Origin of the sequence: Bradyrhizobium sp. HKCCYLRH1034 (assembly GCF_051168375.1) — a bacterium.
Taxonomy (GTDB): domain Bacteria; phylum Pseudomonadota; class Alphaproteobacteria; order Rhizobiales; family Xanthobacteraceae; genus Bradyrhizobium.
This window is the reverse complement of record NZ_JBNPUW010000001.1, coordinates 558574-576735: the sequence shown is the minus strand read 5'-3', so window position 1 is coordinate 576735 and position 18162 is coordinate 558574. Positions and strand designations below refer to the sequence as shown.

Here is an 18162-nt window from a genome sequence, read left to right as displayed (position 1 = left end):
CTTCCGATCATGCATGTGACGCGTGACTTCTCCCATTACGTCAAGGATCTCGGCGCCGGCCTGAAGCACATCGATCTCGCGGTCGAGGGTGTCAGCTGCGCCGGCTGCATGGCCAAGATCGAGCGCGGCCTCTCGGCACTGCCCGACGTGACGCTCGCGCGGGTCAACCTGACCGACCGCCGCGTCGCGCTGGAATGGAAGCAGGGCACGCTCGATCCGGCCAAGTTCATCGACCGCCTCGCCGAGCTCGGCTACAAGGCCTATCCGTTCGAGAAGGCAAGCGCCGAGGCCACCGAGGCCGAGGAATCGCGCTTCCTGCTGCGCTGTCTCGGCGTCGCCGCGTTCGCGACCATGAACGTGATGATGCTGTCGATCCCGGTGTGGTCCGGCAATGTCAGCGACATGCTGCCGGAGCAGCGCGACTTCTTCCACTGGCTGTCGGCCGTCATCGCATTGCCGGCCGCGGCCTATGCCGGCCAGCCGTTCTTCCGTTCGGCATGGCGCGCGCTCAAGAGCGGCAACGTCAACATGGACGTGCCGATCTGCATCGGCGTGATCCTGGCGCTGGGCATGTCGGTCGTCGAGACCTTCCACCACGCCGAGCACGCCTATTTCGACGCCGCGATCATGCTGCTGACCTTCCTGCTGGTCGGCCGCTATCTCGACCAGAACATGCGGCGGCGGACTCGCGCCGTCGCCGGCAATCTGGCCGCGCTGAAGGCGGAGACCGCGACCAAGTTCATCGGCCCCGACGAGATTTCGGAGGTACCGGTCGCCGTCGTTCGCGCCGGCGATCTCGTGCTGCTGCGGCCCGGCGAGCGCTGCGCCGTCGACGGCGTCGTGGTCGAGGGCCGCTCCGAGATTGACCAGAGCCTGATCACTGGCGAGACGCTGTACGTGCCGGCCGAGCAGGGCACCGCGGTCTATGCCGGTTCGCTCAACATTTCCGGCACGCTGCGCGTCCGGGTGTCGGCCGCGGCCGAGGGCACCTTGCTCGCCGAGATCACGCGCCTGCTCGACAACGCGCTGCAGGCCCGCTCGCGCTACATGCGCCTCGCCGACCGCGCCTCGCGGCTCTATGCGCCGGTGGTGCATGCGACCGCTGCGCTCACCGTGCTCGGCTGGGTGCTGATGGGCGCGAGCTGGCACGACGCCATCGTCACCGGCATTGCCGTGCTGATCATCACCTGCCCCTGCGCCCTCGGGCTCGCGATTCCCACCGTGCAGACCGTGGCGTCGGGCGCGATGTTCAAGTCCGGCGTGCTGCTCAATGCGGGCGATGCGATCGAGCGCCTCGCCGAGGCCGATCACGTCATCTTCGACAAGACCGGCACCTTGACGCTGCCGGAGCTCGAGGTCGTCAACGCCGCCGACATTCCTGCAGACGTGTTCGCACTGGCCGGCCAGCTCGCGCTATCGAGCCATCATCCGGTGGCCGCGGCTGTGGCCCAGGCCGCCAATGCGCGGTCGCCGCTGATGGGCGCGGTCGAGGAGCCGGGCCAGGGTGTCCGCGCCGTCGTCGACGGCGTCGAGATCAGGCTGGGACGTCCAACCTTCTGCGGCGCCGAGGCGCTGGTTGCGCAGACCGGCAGCGTCGATCCCGAGGCCTCGGTGGTGGCCTTCAGCCGCGGCGACAGCAAGTACCTGTTCTCGGTGCGCCAGGGCTTGCGCCCCGACGCCGCCAAGATCGTCGCCGGCCTGCAGCGGCGCGGCATCAAGGTCGAGATCCTCTCGGGCGATCGCGAGGCGGCGGTGGCTGCGGCCGCCAAGGCGCTCGGCATCGTCGAGTGGCGCGCCGGCGTCACGCCGGCCGACAAGATCGCGCGCATCGAGGAGCTGAAGCGCGCGGGCGTCAAGGTCATGATGGTCGGCGACGGCATGAACGACGCGCCGTCGCTCGCGGCCGCGCACGTCTCGATGTCGCCGATCTCGGCCGCGCATCTGAGCCAGGCCACCGCCGATCTCGTCTTCCTCGGTCGTCCCCTGGCGCCGGTGCTGGCCGCGATCGACTACGCGCGCAAGGCGCTGCATCTGATGCGGCAGAATCTGTGGCTCGCAGTCGGCTATAACGCTTTGGCGGTGCCGCTTGCGATCAGCGGCGTCGTCACCCCGCTGATCGCGGCAGCCGCGATGTCCGGCTCGTCGATCATCGTCATGCTGAATGCGCTGCGTGCCCGCAAGGTGGCCGGGGAGGCCGCGTCATGGAAGTGATGATCATTCTCGTCCCGCTCGCTCTGGCGCTCGGCCTTGCCGGCCTGGTCGGCTTTCTCTGGTCGCTGAAGAGCGGCCAGTATGAGGATCTCGAAGGGGCGGCGTGGCGCGCCATCGCCGACGACGATGAGCAGGCCCCGCCGGCTCAGCCCGAGGCCGCGCCGAGCCGGTCCTGAACGCCTGGCAGCGTCAACCGACGCGCCAGGTATCCCGCGACCGCGAGCGCGGCGGCGATGCCTGCCACGCAAGCCGTCCAGCCGAACCGGTCGAACCACTGGCCGAGCACGGCCGTTCCGATGATGCCGCCGGCGAAATAGCTGGCGAGGTAAAGACCGCTTGCAACGCCCTGATCGTGGGCCGCGGTCTTTCCGACGAAACCTGTGGTCACGGCCTGGGCGAAGAACGTGCCCGCGCCGACCAGCACCATGCCTGCGAGCACCGCCCCGAGCCGTGACGACAGCATCAGGACGAGGCCGAGGCCTGCGGTCGCGAGTGCGCCCCAGATCGCGCCCTGTGTGCCGATCCTTGCGACCGTCCGGCCGGCGAGCAGCGTGGTGACGATCGAGGGCAGGAAGACGAAATACACCAGTCCGACCTCCATCATGCCGAGCGACAGCGGCGGCCGCACCAGCACGAAGTTCACGAAGGTGAAGGCGCCGATGAAGGCGAACAGGACGCAGAAGCCGACGCCGAAGGCCGCGCGCAGGCGGCGGTCGCGCAGGTGATCGGCGATGGCCCCGCCGCGCAGCCGCATCGTTCCCTGCACACGCATGGCCGCGCCTCCGACCGCGAATGCGGCGAGAAGGGCACCGCAGACATTGAGCGCGGCGAAGACGTAGAAGGTCGGCTTGAGGCCCAGGGCACCGGTGAGACCGGCCGAGAGCAGGCGCCCGACCAGATTGCTGGCGACGTTGCCGGTGATATAGGCCGCGAAGGCGCCGCCGGCCTCGCTGGCGGTGCACTGCTCGCCGAGATAGGCAAGGGTGAGGGCGAACGCCGAGGCCATGCACAGGCCCTGCAGGATGCGCAAGCCTGCGAACACCGTCAGGTCGGGCGCGCTGCCGAGCAAGGCGGTGAAGCCGGCGAGCAGGGCAAGGCTGGCGACGATGCCGATCCGGCGATCGATCAGCGGGCTGAGCAGGCCGATGACCAGGCTCGCGATCGCCATTCCCAGCGTGCAGGCGTTGACGGCAAGCCCCATCTCGGCCGCGCTGACCTGATAGTAGCGCGCGAGGACCGGCAGCATCGCCTGCGCCGCGAACAGATCGACGAGGCTGAAAAAGGCGAGCAGGCCGACCAGGACCGCGCGCCGCGCCGCCCTTCGTGCATTCACATCGGCGGCTCCAATCGGCAACCGTGCGGACAGATCCGTCATGGCAATCTCCTCGGCTCCACAGGCAACGCGGCCGTATCCGGATCGCCTGCCTGAAGGGGGCGATCCGAAGGCGGCTGGCGGAGGCGCGCGATCTACATGTTGTGATCGTGCGGATCCTTGCGAACGTCGCCGACATAGAGGATGACCGTCTCCTTGCCGTCGTTCTTCCACCAATGCGACGTGCCGAACACCTCGGCTCTCAGATCGCCGGCCTTGTGCAGGATCGGCTCGGCGCAGTTGCTGGCATATTCGATGATCTCGCCCTGCTGAACGAAGATCAGCGCCGGGCGATCGTCATGGCTGTGCCACGGCACGATGCCGCCGGGCGCGATGGTCAGCTTGCGGAAGCGCAACTCGCGGTCCTTGATATTGGCGGGCTGCTTGGCGAGATCGATCGCGCCAAGCGTGACGTCGGTAACGCCGACCGCCTTGACGTCGGCTTTCTCACGTACGCCGGCCTTGATCTTGTCGGCCGGACACTCGCCGGCGCGGGCGCCGGACGCCGCGATCACCGTCGTAGCAACGGCCAGGACGAAAGCAGCGCTCAGGCGGCGCGCGCGTGTAGGTGCGATCTGCATCAACATGTCATTGTCTCCTCTGATGGAACAGCGGCCCGCGCCGAGCGGGCATCGCGAGGCGCACCATCGGGGAGCAGGGGACATGATGGAAATGCATCCTTTCTCTGGAGCCGATAGACCGCCGCTATCGATAGGCGGACGCTATCCTCGCGATTGGACAACGGCATTTCTCAAGCAGAGCAGGTCGCGCTTGTAATGCGAACGCCCGATGACGGGCGACAGCATTCATGAGGAGGAGATATCCATGACCCGCCTGTCCAAGACCTTGATCGCCGCGGCCGTGGTCGCGGTCTCTGCCACCGCAGCCATCGCGCAAGGCGGCCTCGATCTCGCGCCCGGCATGGCCTATGTCTACAGCGCCGGCAAGACCAGCATGATGACGATGGCCGCCGGCGACGCCAATCATCGGGCGATGATGCGCCACGCCAGGAAGGTGCCGAACAACACCGTCTTCTTCATGAGCGACGGGCAGCTCTATTCGACGTCCGGTATGCTCGATCCCACCGGCAATTTCTATCGGCCCTGAGCGCGACAGCCGGGCAGGCCGCCCTTGTGGTCGGCTTGCCCGGGAAACTATCATGGTTGGGGTCCTGAACTTGCCGGAGCTGCTCATGACAGTGCTTTCACCCGCGGATGCCGAGCGGCTCAGACAGGCCTTCCTGCAATGCAGGGAGATGCAGGGCACCCTGCGGCAGCAGCTCGAGGCCTATGCCGCTGCGGGTCGTGAGATCTTTCCGGCCTACGCGTCCGCCGTCGACCGCCTGGTGGCGCGGCTCGGAGACAACGGCGGCGGCGAGACTGCGCCGCGGCCCGGTGAGACGATGCCGCCATTCGTCCTGCCCGATGAGGCTGGCCGGCTGGTGAGCCTGCAATCCTGCCTCGTCCGGGGGCCGGTCGCCGTGATGTTCTTTCGCGGCCATTGGTGCCCCTATTGCCGGCTCAACGTTCGCGCGGTGATCAAGGCGCAGGAGCGCATCGACGCCGCGGGCGGCGCGATCGTCGCGATCATGCCGGAGCTGCAGGCGTTCACGCAGCAGTTCAAATCGGACGCCGGCGCCACCTTCCCTGTGTTGACGGATCTCGACAACGGCTATGCCTTGTCGCTCAACCTCGCGATCTGGCTCGGTCGTGAGATCCAGCAACTACTGGCGCACCAGGACCTGGCGAGCTTCCACGGCAATGACGGCTGGGTGTTGCCCATCCCGGCTGCCTTCGTGGTTGGGCGTGACGGTCTCGTGAAAGCGCGCTTCGTCGATCCGGATTTCCGCAAGCGGATGGAGATCGACGATCTGGTCGAAGCGCTTCGCCAGGCCGCGGCTCAGGACAGCTGAGCGAGCCATTCCTGCCAGTTCCTGCCGCGCAGCATGCGCATCACGGTCGAGGCAACCGCCGTGCGTTCACGGCCAGCAACACCGTAGAGATGAACGGTGCGCCGCACGTCGAGTCCGTCGACGGTGGCCCGATGCAGGGTCTCCGGCAGCGTGGTCGTTTGCGGCACCACACCGATGCCGACCCCGGCTTCCATCAGCGCGATCAGGTCGCGTTCGGAGTGGACATCATGAGTTCGTCCGAGGTCGACGCCGCGTTCGCGGAGCAGCGTGCGCAACCTGTCCGCATGTTCGCAATAGTTGCGGCACAGCAACGCGTCACCGCCCAGATCATCGATCGCGATCGGATCCTGCCCGGCCAGCCGGTGCCGGCTGCTCACGGCGAGCGCGAAGTCCTCCGTGAAGAGAGGCCAGACATCCAGCCGATCCCAGGTCTCGTCGATCTCCGAGGCGATGCCGAGCTCCGCTTCGCCGCTCTTCAGATGCTCTGCGATCATGCGGCTGCTGCCGCGTAGAAACCTGAGCTCGAGCTGGTTGAACTGGCGCTGCAGCTGATCGAGCAGCGGGATCAGCAGCGCAAGGTCGACCGAGTCGGCGAGCGCGATCCGGAGCGTGCCGAGCTCTCCGCTCTTGAAGGACGAGGCGAGGGTTCGCGCGCCAACGGCAGCCTCGTAGCATTGTTTCAGCAGTGGATGCATGCGCTGGCCGAGCTCGGTGAGTTGCGCGGCCGGCCGCTCACGCCGGAACAAGTCGCCACCGAGCTCGGCTTCGAGCTGCTTGATCGCACGCGTCAGCGACGGCTGCGTCACGTTGCATTCCTCGGCCGCGCGCGTGAAGTGCAGCAGCCGGGCAACGGCAAGAAAATACCGAACCTGATGCATTTCCATCGAGGTGCTCCGTTCGATCGGGCCGACGTCCCCGGGTGCAATATCCTACCAAGCGGGGCTTGGCACCAGCGATTGCGATAGCGAACACCTATCGTGTGGTGAGCCAAACGGCATTTCCATTGGTCATGGCGGCCCGGCAATTTGTGCAGGCACGGGGCTCAACTGCTCGGACGAAGGCGACGCCATGGCTGTAGATTCACTGAAAGCCCGATCTACATTACCTCCGTTGTCCGGCAGGGTGGCGGTGATCACCGGCTCGACCAGCGGCATCGGTCTGGGGATTGCGCAGGCACTTGCCGGTGCCGGGGCGCACGTGATGCTGAACGGCTTCGGAGCTCCCGAGGAGATCGGCCGCATCAGGTCGCAGATCGCTGCGGAGTTCGGTGTTCGCACCGGCTATGCTGCGGCCGACATGACGCAGCCGGAAGCGATCGCGCGCATGATGGCCGGTACCCTGCAGGAATTTGGCCGTATCGACATCCTGGTCAACAACGCCGGCATTCAACACGTCGCGCCGCTCGAGCAGTTTCCCGTCGAAAAGTGGGACGCCATCGTTGCGGTCAATCTCTCGTCGGCGTTCCACACGATGCGGTTGGCACTGCCGTCGATGCGGCGGAATGGCTTCGGTCGCATCATCAACATCGCCTCGGCGCATGGCCTCGTCGCGTCGCCGTTCAAATCGGCCTATGTCGCTGCCAAGCATGGCATCATCGGCTTGACCAAGGTCGCGGCGCTGGAGGCGGCCGAGATCGGCATCACCTGCAATGCGATCTGTCCAGGCTACGTCTACACGCCGCTGGTCGAGGCGCAGATCGACGGACAGGCCAGGGCGCACGGCATCTCCCGCGATCAGGTCATCCGCGATGTCCTGCTGGCGCAACAGCCGAACAAGCGCTTTGCAACGGTGGAGGAGATCGGTGCGCTCGCCGTCTTTCTCGCCAGCGATGCCGCCGCATCGATCACCGGTGTTGCCCTGCCGGTCGATGGTGGTTGGACCGCACATTGACGGTTGGGCGATGTAACAGCGACGGGAAAACTGCGAACAGGACAATGCATCAGGAGGGAGACATGAGGAGGGAGACATGGCCGACGTCGACGACACGATGTGCGCGATGATCGATCGCAGCAGGCTGCCTGGGCAGGTGGTTCTCGTCCTGCAGGGCGGTGGTGCGCTCGGTTCATACCAGGCCGGCGTCTATCAGGCGCTGCACGAGGCTGGTCTGGAGCCGGACTGGGTGATCGGGACATCGATTGGCGCCATCAATGCCGCTCTCATCGCCGGCAGCCCGGTGCAGGAGCGCATGACGCGGCTGCGGGAGTTCTGGAAGCGGATGCACCGGCGGCCAGCCTGGACAGTGCGCACGGCCTTTCCGGATTTCAACGAGCGGCTGTCCTATTGGACGACCGTGACGCATGGGATTCCGGGCTTCTTCCGTCCCAACGCCCTGGCGCATGCCGGGGAGTCCTATCCGCTCGGTGCCGAGCAGGCCGGCTATTACTCGACCGCTCCGCTGCGCGAAACGCTGCAGGAGCTCGTCGACTTCGATCGTCTCAACAATGGCGGTCTACGCCTCACGGTCGGGGCGGCGCATGTCAGGACGAGCCGGATGCGCTATTTCGACAGTCGCGACGAGGTGCTGGATGTCCGCCACATCCTGGCATCGGGCGCGCTGCCTCCCGCGTTTCCGGCAGTTCGCATCGATGGCGAACTGTATTGGGACGGCGGCATCCTGTCGAACACGCCGACCGAGGTCGTGTTCGACGACAATCCGCGAAAGGACTCGCTGATCTTCGCCGTGCATCTGTGGAATCCCGAGGGAGCCGAGCCGACGACCATGGCGGAGGTGTTCAACCGCCACAAGGACGCGCAATATTCGAGCCGGATCTCGAGCCATATCGCGCGCCAGCAGCAGACGCATCGGCTGCGGCATATCATCAATCAGCTTGCGGTTCATTTGCCGGAGTCGGCCCGCAATGATCCGGCGATCCGCGATCTTGTCAGTCACGGTTGCCAGACGCGGATGCATGTCGTCCGGCTGCTGGCCCCGCAACTCGCTCGCGAGAGCCATACCAAGGATATCGATTTCACCGAGCGAGGCATCATCGCGCGCTGGACTGCGGGCTATCAGCACACGCGATCGGTCCTGCAGCGCAGGCCCTGGTCGGGCGAGCACGATCCGCTCTCCGGCGTGGTGTTGCACGATCCCTCGGTTACGCTTGCAGCGGCTGCGGAGTAGAGGGCCCGATGGGCCGAGTCGATCCGATTGGCGCGGTATCGCGGCATTCCGATACCGCTCGGATCAGCTCAGTTTAAGGGATTAGTCGCCATTCGTTCTTAATCATTATGGCGCGGCAGCATCGCCGCGATTCGTGTTTGCCGACCGCGCGGGGACGTCGCCGGAGGCCGCTGCGCCAGCGCGTATCGGCCGACGCGAGCGTGACCGGCCGGGCAGCGATATTTGATTGGGAACGGCCGATGTCCGAGCGCTCGGTGCTGCAGAATGAGACGATCAAGCCGGAGACCGGTGCGGTCAGTCTCAAATGGAAAATTCTTGCCGGCAATCTGCTGACCGGCTTCTTCGCGATGGCCTTCGCCTTTGCGCTCGCATGGAGCGGGTGGGGCGACTTGCGCAAGCGCGAGCGGGCGGAGCAGGTTCTGGACGCCTTCGAGCTGGCACTGAAGGTCAATGCGCAGATCCCGCTCGAGCGCGGCCAGTGGAATCTGCTCGCGGCGGCCGGGTCCGCGTCGGCGGATGATGTCGCCAAGCTCGACAAGGCCATCGCCACGACGGACGAGTCGCTGGCACGGGCCAAGACCGCCGCGCAAGTTGCGGGCCTGCCGACCACCAACATCGATGCCGCAGCGACGACACTGCGTGGCGTCCGTTCGGCGGCGCGCAACGCTGTACCGCTTCCGGCCGCGCAACGTCCGGCGAACATCCAGGCGACGACCACGGATGGCCTCGGTCGGGCGGCCGAGTCCCTGAATGCCGCCATCGACGAGACCGCGATCGAGCTGTCGGGGGCCGGCGGCGAGGTCGAGAACCTGTTGCCTTCGGCCCAGCTTGCGCAGCTGTCGCAATCGATGCGCACGATCAACGGCGCGCGCTCCGCCGTGCTGCGCTTCTTCATCCAGAACGTCAGCTGGACCCCGGCGCGTCTTGCCGAGGTGACCGAGCAGAGCGGACAGGTGACCCTGCTGTGGCAGCAGATCGAGCTCGCGGCGCGCAGCGTTCGCAATACGCCGGAGGTGTCCGCCGCGCTGGAGCACGTGCGCACGACCCTGATGGGTGCTGGCGAACAGCGCTACCGTCAGATCGTCACGGCGGGGCGCGACGGACAGCCGTCGCCGGTCACGGCTGAGGAATGGGGCCGCTGGACCACGCCGATGCTGAACAACGTCATCGTGCTGCGCGATGCGGCGCTGAAGTCCGCGCATCAGGCCATCGATCAGGCGATCGGCGCGGCGCGGCTGCGGCTGTTCATCGCGCTCGGCGTTCTGCTGCTGGTGGCGATCGTGTCGGTCGCCGTGGTCATCGGCGTCGTCCGCGGCGTCATCGGCCCGCTGGTCGGGCTGACCGGCGTGACCCTGCGCCTCGCCAATGGCGAGCTGAGCGCCGACATTCCGAACGAGTCCCGCAAGGACGAGATCGGCGCGATGGCGCGCGCCCTGAAGATCTTCAAGGACGCGCTGATCGCCAAGAAGGCCTCGGACGAGGCCGCGCAGCGCGACGCGCAGGCGCAGATCGATCGGGCCCAGCGGCTGGATGCGCTGACGCGCAACTTCGAGTCGACGATCGCCGACATCGTCAACACCGTGTCGTCGGCGGCCTCGGGCCTCGAGACGTCGGCGGATATGCTGACAAACACCGCTAGCCGCTCGCAGGAGCTCAGCACGGTGGTGGCGGCTGCGTCGGAGGAAGCGTCCGCCAACGTTCAGTCGGTCGCCTCCGCCACCGAGGAGCTCTCCTCGTCGGTGACCGAGATCAGCCGTCAGGTCCAGGCGTCGGCCCGCATGGCCGGCGACGCCGTGCAGCAGGTGCGCCAGACCAATGGGCGCGTCGCCGAGTTGTCGCAGGCCGCAGCCCGCATCGGCGACGTCGTCGAGCTCATCAACAGCATTGCCGGACAGACCAATCTCCTCGCACTCAACGCCACCATCGAGGCGGCGCGCGCCGGCGACGCCGGCCGCGGCTTCGCGGTGGTCGCGACCGAGGTGAAGGCGCTCGCGGAACAGACGGCGAAGGCGACCGAGGAGATCTCACAGCAGATCTCGGGCGTGCAGGCCGCGACGCAGGAATCGGTGAATTCGATCCAGGCGATCAGCTCGACGATCGAGCGGCTTGCCGAGATCGGAGCAGCCATTGCGGCGGCGGTCGAAGAGCAGGGCGCGGCAACGCAGGAAATCTCGCGTAACGTGCAGCAGGCCGCCCACGGCACCCAGCAGGTCTCGTCCAACATCACGGACGTGCAGCGCGGCGCCTCGCAGACCGGCTCGGCCTCCGCCGAGGTGCTGTCGTCGGCCAAGTCGCTGGCTGGAGATTCCAACCGCCTCAAGCGGGAGGTCGGCAGCTTCCTGGAAGCGGTCCGCGCAGCGTAAGAAGCTGGCCTTTCAAGCGCCCAAGAAAAAGCCCGGACGACGTCCGGGCTTTTGTTGTTTGACCGTAGCCCGGATGAGCGAAGCGATATCCGGGGCCTGTTCGACAGGATGAGATAAACCCGGATGTCGCTTCGCTCATCCGGGCTGCGGGAGCGGGCTACGACGCCAGCATCTTCCGGTACAGCGCGTTGTAGCAGGCGGCCGACAGGTTCCAGCTGAATGAGCGTGCCATCGCCGACAGCCGCATCTCGTTCAGCCGTTCGGTGCTGGTGAACGCCGAGAACGCGCGCTTCACCCCGCCGAGGAAGGATTCCGCCGACGGCTTCTCGAACAGGAATCCGGTCTCGCCATCGGTGATGGTTTCGGCGAGGCCGCCGGTCTGGTGGCCGATCGGCAGCGAGCCGAAGCGCTGGGCATACATCTGGCTCAGGCCGCATGGCTCGAAGCGCGACGGCATCAGGGTGAAGTCGCTGCCGGCGAAGATGCGCCGCGCTTGCGCATCGTTGAAGCCGATGGCGACCCCGATCGCGTCCGGCCGACGGCGGTGGGCCTCCATCAGCGCGCGCTCGATGGCGGGCTCGCCGGTGCCGGTGACCACGATCTGGCCGCCGGCGCCGACGATCTCATCGGCGGCTTCCAGCACCAGGTCGATGCCCTTCTGATGGACGAGGCGCGCGACGATGCCGAACATCGGACCGCGCGACACGGCGAGGCCGAACTGCTTGCGGACGTAGTCGGCGTTGGCCTTCTTGCCCTTCCAGTCGCCCGCGGCGAAGGGCTGCGCCAGCTGCTGGCAGTAACGGGGATCCCAGCTCTCGTCGATGCCGTTGAGAATGCCGGTCAGCTCATCGGCATTGGAGCGCTGCCGGAGCAGGCCCTCCAGCCCGCAGCCGAGCTCGGGCGTCGTGATCTCCTGGGCATAGGTCGAGCTGACCGTGGTGAGATGCGACGCATAGACCAGACCGCCCTTGAGAAAGGACAGTTTGTCGTAGAACTCCAGACCGTCGATGTGGAACGAGGATTCGGGGGCGCCGATCCGGCGCAGCGACTCGCGCGGGAACAGGCCCTGATAGGCGAGGTTGTGGATGGTCAGGATCGACGGCACGTCGACCCCGCGCCACGCCAGATAGGCCGGCACCAATGCGGCCTGCCAATCATTGGCGTGGACCAGATCGGCTGCCCAGTTCTTGTCCAGCGTGCCCGCCGCCAGCTCGGCGGCGGCGGCGGCGAGACGGCCGAAGCGGATGTCGTTGTCCGCCCAGTCCTGCCCGTTCTCGTCGCCGTAGGGGTTGCCCGGCCGGTCGTAGAGCTCGTCGCAGAGCAGGACGTAGACCGGCAGGCCGTCGCGGGTCGACGACCGTCCCAGCGCGCAGCCCGGCATCTCTGCCAGGGGCGCGCAGTGACCGACGATCTCGATGTGAGTGAGTTGCTCGATCACGTCCCGGTAGCCGGGCAGCATGATCCTGACGTCGGTGTGTGAGCGCAGCGCCCGGGGAAGTGCCGCCGAAACGGCAGCCAGTCCGCCCACCCGGACGAAATCGTCCATTTCGGTCGTAACGAACAGAACCCGCAAGAGATGTCCTCGATCAAGCCCCATGTTCGTCCTATGCAAGAAAAGGTCCAAATCAGTCATGAAGAAAGGCGCTGCCGCACCGCGGCGGAACGCCAAACGCTTTCGACATCGAATGGTTCGATCTAGAAACGACCTGCACGACGATCGATGGCTTACGCTTCGTGAATCAGCGACGGCAAAGCGGACCTTCGGCCTCGGTGCCGAGCGAGAAGAGTTCAAACCAGGGAGCTGCCAGGGTGAGTCTAGTGGGAAACGATGAGAGCCGTTTGACAGGATGTTTCGAGGGACTGCGCGTCCTCGACTTCTCGACCACCATCGCCGGCCCGCACTGTGCCCGCATGCTTGCCGATATGGGAGCGGAGGTGATCAAGATCGAGTCAGTCGAAGGTGAAACCATGCGCACCCGGCCTCCGATGCGTCATGGCTGCTCTACCGCTTTCGGTCAGCTCAACGTCGGCAAGAAGAGCGTCGTGCTCGACCTCAAGTCGCGCGACGGTGTCGCCGCGGTGCGTCGGCTGGTCGCATCGGCCGATATCCTGGTTGAGAACTTCCGCCCTGGAGTGATGCAGCGGCTCGGGCTCGACTATGCGGCCTTGAGCGCGCTGAATCCGCGGCTGATCTACTGCTCGATCTCGGGCTACGGCCAGACCGGCCCATCGGCGGAACTCCCGGCCTACGCCCCGGTGATCCATGCGGCTTCGGGCTACGACATGGCGCATCTCGCCTACCAGCCGGGGCGCAGCCGACCCGATTATTGCGGCATCTACCATGCCGACGTCGTCACCGGGACCTACGCGTTCGGCGCCATCGCCTCCGCTCTGTATCAGCGCGAACGCAACGGGCGCGGCCAGCACATCGACTGCTCGATGCTGGAATCGATGCTGAGCCTGACGCTGAACGAGATCCAATGGTCGCAATTTCCCGTCACGCAGCCGTCGCGGCCGACCTTCGGCCCGGCGGAGTGTCGCGACGGCTATGTGATGATCGCCATCGCCAGCGAGAAGACGTTCCAGAACCTGATGACCGTGATCGGCCATCCGGACTGGGTCGATGATCCCAGATTCGCAAAATATTCCGACCGGCGGGCAAACTGGGGGGCGCTGATGGATGGCGTGGAAGCCTGGTCGCGCCGGCTCGACGTCGCCCAATGCCTGGAGGCATTGAATGCGGGCGGCGTGCCAAGTTCGGCCTACCGCAGCGTGGCCGATGCGCTGGCTGATCCGCAGATCGCGCATCGCGGCGCGCTGGCCGATGTGGAGGATGCAGCCGGCAGCTTCAAGGTCGTCAACCTGCCGTTTCGGATGTCGGAAGCGAAGGTTGCGGCCGGCCCGCGGGCCGCAAGCCTCGGAGAGCACACCGTGGAAATCCTGCGGGGGGCTGGCGTAGGCGACGCTGCAAAACCTTGAGCTCGCTGAGGCAAAACGCTGCAGGGCTGCCATGACCGCAGGCGCTGCGCGCAGCCTTGCCGCTCCTCGCGTTTCCAGCCAATGTCGCGATATCGCAAGAACAGTCCGGACCAGCCGGACGCGCTCATGCCGGGGAGGAGGTCCAAGGCGACGTTGCCGCGCGCAGCCTCGCCGCTCGTCCCGTCGATGCGCCGTCCGGTCGCGCCCGCACCGGACTACGGGAGTGAAACCATGAAGAGCTTCAAGGTCACCGATTTCAATGCGCCGCTGACCGAGGTCGACGAGCCGACACCGCAACCATTCGGCAAACAGGTGCTGATCAAGGTGAAGGCGGCCGGCGTCTGCCACAGCGATCTGCACATCTGGGAAGGCGGCTATGATCTCGGGCACGGCCGCAAGCCGCTGTCCCTCAAGGATCGGGGCGTGTCGCTGCCGCGGACCATGGGCCATGAGAGCGCCGGCGAGATCGTGGCGTTCGGGCCGGAGGTCACCGAGGCGGAGAAGGGCGGGCTGAAGGTCGGCGACGTCGTGCTGGTCTATCCCTGGATCGGCTGCGGCAAGTGCGCGACCTGTCTCGCCGGCGACGAGAACATGTGCCTGAAGCCGGCCTCGCTCGGCGTCTATTGCGACGGCGGCTATGCCGACCACATGACGGTGCCGCATCCGCGCCACCTGATCGATCTCAAGGGGCTCGATCCGGTGACGACCGCGCCTTACGCCTGCTCCGGTGTCACGACCTACAGCGCGCTCAAGAAGGTCGAGAAGGATTTCGACACGCCGATCGTGATCTTCGGCGCCGGCGGCCTCGGGCTGATGGCGCTGTCGCTGTTGAAGGCAATGGGCGGCAAGGGTGCGATCGTGGTCGATATCGACGCGCGCAAGCGCGAGGCGGCGCTGGCGGCCGGCGCGCTGGCGGCGGTCGACGGCAAGGCGCCGGATGCGCTGGAGCAACTGAACAAGGCCGCAGGCGAGCCGATCCGGGCCGTCATCGACCTGGTCGGCAATGCCGCCACCGCGCAGCTGGGCTTCGACTGCCTCACCAAGGGCGGCAAGCTGGTCATCGTCGGCCTGTTCGGCGGCGGCGCGCCGTGGGCGCTGCCGCTCATTCCGATCAAGGCGGTGACGATCCAGGGCAGCTATGTCGGCAATCTCCGCGAGACAAAGGAGCTGCTCGACCTCGTCCGTGCCAAGCACATCGCGCCGATCCCGGTGACGCCGATGCCGCTCGCCAAGGCCAACGATGCTCTGCGTGAGCTGCAGAAGGGTCAGCTGGTCGGCCGCGCCGTGCTGACGCCGTAGGACACACCCTCTCCATCGTCATTGCGAGGAGCGAAGCGACGAAGCAATCCAGAGTCTCAACCTGGGCCCTGGATTGCTTCCGCCGTCGCCCTTCGGGCTAAGGCGGACAAGTCGCTTCGCTCGCAATGACGGCGCTAAATCCCTCGTGTGACGAAGAAAAAAGCATGCCCTCCACCAACGCACTCCACATCGCAGTCCTCCCCGGCGACGGCATCGGGCCGGAGGTCATGGCGCCGGCACTTGAAGTGCTGCGCAAGGTCGAGGCCAAGGCCGGCCTGTCGTTCCGGTTCACCGAGACCCAGGCCGGTGCGAACAACTATCTCGCGACCGGCGTCTCGATCGCCGACTCCACGATCCGGCTGTGCGAAGAGGCGGACGCGATCCTGCTCGGCGCCTGCGGGCTGCCGTCGGTGCGCTATCCCGACAACACCGAGATCGCGCCGCAGATCGAGCTGCGCTTCCATTTCGACCTCTATGCCGGCGTGCGGCCGGCGCGGCTGATTCCGGGCGTGCCGAGTCCGATCGTCGGCGCCGCCGAGCGCGGCATCGACTTCGTCGTGATCCGCGAGTCCACCGAAGGCCTGTTCGCTTCGATGGGCAAAGGTGTCGTGACACATGAGGAGGCGCGCGAGACCCTCGTCATCACCCGCAAGACATCCGAGCGGCTGTTCAACTTCTCCTTCAAGCTCGCCGCCCGGCGCCGCGCGCGCGGCCGCTCGGGGACTTTAGCCTGCGTCGACAAGGCCAACGTCTTCAAGGCCTTCGCCTACTTCCGTAAGATCTTCGACGAGGTCGCTCAACTTCATCCGGACGTGAAGACGGACCGCCTCTACATCGATGCTTGCGCGCTCATGCTGGTGAAGCGCCCGTGGGATTTCGACGTTCTGGTCACCGAGAACATGTTCGGCGATATCCTGTCCGATCTCGCCGCCGGTCTCGTCGGCGGCATGGGCATGGCGCCGTCGGCCGACATCGGCGATCGCCAAGCCGTGTTCCAGCCCTGCCACGGCACCGCGCCCGACATCATGGGGCAGGGCAAGGCCAACCCGACCGCGATGATCCTGTCGGCCGCGATGATGCTGGACTGGCTGGCGGACACCCATGGCATCGAGGGGGCAGCCGAGGCGGCCCAGCGGATCGAGCAGGCCGTCGACCAGGTCTACGCATCCGGCCTCAAGCCATTCGAGTTCGGTGGCAATGCCGGCACGATCGACGTGACCAGGGCGGTGCTGGAGGCGCTCTAACGTCCCTTGAAGGCTGGCTTGCGCTTCTCCATGAAGGCGCGGCGGCCCTCGCGGAAATCCTCCGAATCCATGCAGATGTCGCCGATCCGCTTGATGGCTTCCATGTCGCGGCGGCTTTCGTCCTTCAGCACTTCGGCGATGGTGATCTTGGCGGCCTTGACCGCCAGCGGCGCATTGACGGCAATGGTGCGGGCGATCTCCAGCGTGGCCGGCAGCAGTTCGTCGTTGCTCATCATCCGGTCGACGAGGCCGATCCGCAGCGCCTCCGCGGCATCGATCCGCAGGCCCGTATAGAGCAGCAGCCGCGCCTGCGACGGGCCGACCAGTGACACCAGGTTGCGCAGGCCGTCATAGCCATAGGCGATGCCGAGCCTGGCGGCGGGGATGCCGAACTGGCTGTCCGCGGCGGCGAAGCGCATGTCGGTCAGCATCGCGATCTGCAGGCCGCCGCCGAGGCAGAAGCCGCTGACGCAGGCGATCGTCGGCTTCGGGTAGCCGGCGAGCAGCGCCCGCTGGGCGGCGCTTCGCTCGGCATAGGCCTCCGAGGCCGCGGCATTGTGGCGGCTCTGCTCGAACTGGCTGATGTCGGCGCCGGACACGAAGGCCTTGCCGCCGGCGCCGGTCAGCACCACGACCCGGATCGCGTCATCGTCGCGCAGCGCGACCAGTGCCTGGCCGAGCCCCTCCCACATCTCCAGCGACATCGCATTGCGCTTGTCCGGGTTGTTGAAGGTAATGATGCCGACGCCATCGTCCGCTCTGGTCATGAGGATCTTGTCCCCGGCGAAGGTGGTGGGGAGCTCGGAGATGGTCGGCATGTGGGTCCGTCCGCAGGAGGGCAGGCGACCGGCATGGTTCACCGCGCCGGTGACGGCGTCAATGCAAGTTCAGGACACGATGGGCAGGCAAAGGGACGTTCGGGCCGAGGCTCTCGACCTGTGCACGGGTGGCCCAGGAGAGGACGCGCAGCGTTCATGATCAGCGTCGGCCGGACAGGACCGAAACGCCGGCATGCCGCCACTTCCTATGACGGCAGAGAGCACGAGATTATAAAAGCGACGAAGCCTCAGACCGCGCAGCGATCGCTGTGCGGACGAGAAGGGCCGGTGTGTCGGCCGCGCCGATCGCTCGGCCTTGAGCCGAGGCAGTGAACTCGCCCGAGCTGGCAGAGCGCCTGGCGCCCCCAAGTTGCGCCCTCGAGCGAAGATGGCCCATATCCATCACGGGCAGACCTGTCTGACGGATCAGACAGCCTTGCCTATTCTTCGTTCGCTGCGATCGATTCCATCAAGGATACCAGCTGACGTTGCACGGTCTGGTCCTTGATCTTGCTGTAGGCGCGCAGCAACCGCAGGCTGAAGGCTGAGTCCAGGAACAGGAGGCTCTCGACCTCGCGCGCCTTGCTGTCGCCGTCGTAGAAGAACGTCACAGGCACGTCGAGCGCGGTGGCGATCTGCTGCAGACGCGCAGCGCCGACCCGGTTGACGCCCTTCTCGTACTTCTGGACCTGCTGGAAGCTCACGCCGAGCTTCTCGCCGAGCTCGGCCTGCGAGATCTTCTGCTCTACACGCCGCAGGCGAATCCGCTTGCCGAGCTCGATGTCGGGCTTGCCCGCACTGCGCTGCTTCATTTTCTTTGCCGCTGATTTGTTCATACTGATT

Annotated in this window: 16 protein-coding genes; 10 read left to right on the top strand and 6 right to left on the bottom strand. The window is 66.4% G+C overall.

The window, feature by feature from the left end:
* Positions 1–9 precede the first annotated feature (9 nt).
* Positions 10–2211, top strand: a complete 2202-nt coding sequence (locus ACQR0W_RS02565) for a cation-translocating P-type ATPase (RefSeq protein WP_316170619.1) — start codon at positions 10–12, stop codon at positions 2209–2211.
* Positions 2202–2387, top strand: a complete 186-nt coding sequence (gene ccoS, locus ACQR0W_RS02560) for a cbb3-type cytochrome oxidase assembly protein CcoS (RefSeq protein WP_315715707.1) — start codon at positions 2202–2204, stop codon at positions 2385–2387. The genes ACQR0W_RS02565 and ccoS overlap by 10 nt, the downstream gene beginning before the upstream one ends.
* Here ccoS and ACQR0W_RS02555 read toward each other — a convergent pair.
* Both ACQR0W_RS02555 and ACQR0W_RS02550 read right to left on the bottom strand, forming a co-directional pair.
* A complete protein-coding gene (locus ACQR0W_RS02555) occupies positions 2357–3586 on the bottom strand; it encodes an MFS transporter (RefSeq protein ID WP_316170618.1) in 1230 nt (409 codons plus the stop codon). The two genes, ccoS and ACQR0W_RS02555, sit on opposite strands and share 31 nt — an antisense overlap.
* A 92-nt stretch (positions 3587–3678) precedes the next feature.
* Positions 3679–4164, bottom strand: coding sequence for a cupin domain-containing protein (locus ACQR0W_RS02550; RefSeq protein WP_409977935.1), 486 nt, complete (start codon positions 4162–4164; stop codon positions 3679–3681).
* A gap of 244 nt (positions 4165–4408) precedes the next feature.
* Here ACQR0W_RS02550 and ACQR0W_RS02545 point away from each other — a divergent pair, with 244 nt between their 5' ends.
* Entirely contained in the window at positions 4409–4690 is a 282-nt protein-coding gene (locus ACQR0W_RS02545; protein ID WP_315758492.1) for a hypothetical protein, read from the top strand.
* An 85-nt stretch (positions 4691–4775) separates the two neighbouring features.
* Positions 4776–5495 carry a peroxiredoxin-like family protein gene (locus ACQR0W_RS02540; RefSeq protein WP_315715712.1) on the top strand — a complete coding sequence of 240 codons (720 nt, stop codon included), beginning with the start codon at positions 4776–4778 and terminating at the stop codon, positions 5493–5495.
* On the opposite strand, the gene ACQR0W_RS02535 is transcribed toward ACQR0W_RS02540, so the two are convergent.
* A complete protein-coding gene (locus tag ACQR0W_RS02535; RefSeq protein ID WP_315715713.1) occupies positions 5483–6379 on the bottom strand; it encodes a LysR family transcriptional regulator in 897 nt (298 codons plus the stop codon). The two genes, ACQR0W_RS02540 and ACQR0W_RS02535, sit on opposite strands and share 13 nt — an antisense overlap.
* Positions 6380–6563: 184 nt before the next feature.
* Here ACQR0W_RS02535 and ACQR0W_RS02530 point away from each other — a divergent pair, with 184 nt between their 5' ends.
* The 3 genes from ACQR0W_RS02530 to ACQR0W_RS02520 all read left to right on the top strand — a co-directional run bounded on the left by ACQR0W_RS02530 (position 6564) and on the right by ACQR0W_RS02520 (position 10979).
* A complete protein-coding gene (locus ACQR0W_RS02530; RefSeq protein ID WP_316170617.1) occupies positions 6564–7385 on the top strand; it encodes a 3-hydroxybutyrate dehydrogenase in 822 nt (273 codons plus the stop codon).
* 76 nt (positions 7386–7461) lie between these two features.
* Positions 7462–8616 carry a patatin-like phospholipase family protein gene (locus ACQR0W_RS02525; protein ID WP_315826419.1) on the top strand — a complete coding sequence of 385 codons (1155 nt, stop codon included), beginning with the start codon at positions 7462–7464 and terminating at the stop codon, positions 8614–8616.
* A gap of 239 nt (positions 8617–8855) precedes the next feature.
* Entirely contained in the window at positions 8856–10979 is a 2124-nt protein-coding gene (locus tag ACQR0W_RS02520) for a methyl-accepting chemotaxis protein (protein ID WP_315754189.1), read from the top strand.
* 157 nt (positions 10980–11136) lie between these two features.
* On the opposite strand, the gene glgA is transcribed toward ACQR0W_RS02520, so the two are convergent.
* A complete protein-coding gene (gene glgA / locus ACQR0W_RS02515; protein WP_316170616.1) occupies positions 11137–12552 on the bottom strand; it encodes a glycogen synthase GlgA in 1416 nt (471 codons plus the stop codon).
* Between the two features lie 338 nt (positions 12553–12890).
* On the opposite strand from glgA, the gene ACQR0W_RS02510 reads away from it, so the two are divergent.
* From ACQR0W_RS02510 to ACQR0W_RS02500, 3 genes are all read left to right on the top strand, one after another.
* Positions 12891–13958 (top strand): CaiB/BaiF CoA transferase family protein, encoded by a 1068-nt coding sequence (locus tag ACQR0W_RS02510; RefSeq protein ID WP_410051214.1) that lies wholly within the window; start codon positions 12891–12893, stop codon positions 13956–13958.
* 231 nt (positions 13959–14189) lie between these two features.
* Positions 14190–15257, top strand: a complete 1068-nt coding sequence (locus ACQR0W_RS02505; RefSeq protein ID WP_315715718.1) for an alcohol dehydrogenase — start codon at positions 14190–14192, stop codon at positions 15255–15257.
* A 164-nt stretch (positions 15258–15421) separates the two neighbouring features.
* Entirely contained in the window at positions 15422–16501 is a 1080-nt protein-coding gene (locus ACQR0W_RS02500; protein ID WP_434840555.1) for an isocitrate/isopropylmalate dehydrogenase family protein, read from the top strand.
* Here the strand turns inward: ACQR0W_RS02500 and ACQR0W_RS02495 are convergent.
* Positions 16498–17319 (bottom strand): enoyl-CoA hydratase, encoded by an 822-nt coding sequence (locus ACQR0W_RS02495; RefSeq protein ID WP_315754187.1) that lies wholly within the window; start codon positions 17317–17319, stop codon positions 16498–16500. The two genes, ACQR0W_RS02500 and ACQR0W_RS02495, sit on opposite strands and share 4 nt — an antisense overlap.
* Before the next feature lie 440 nt (positions 17320–17759).
* Entirely contained in the window at positions 17760–18155 is a 396-nt protein-coding gene (locus ACQR0W_RS02490) for a helix-turn-helix domain-containing protein (protein WP_015668220.1), read from the bottom strand.
* Positions 18156–18162 lie beyond the last annotated feature (7 nt).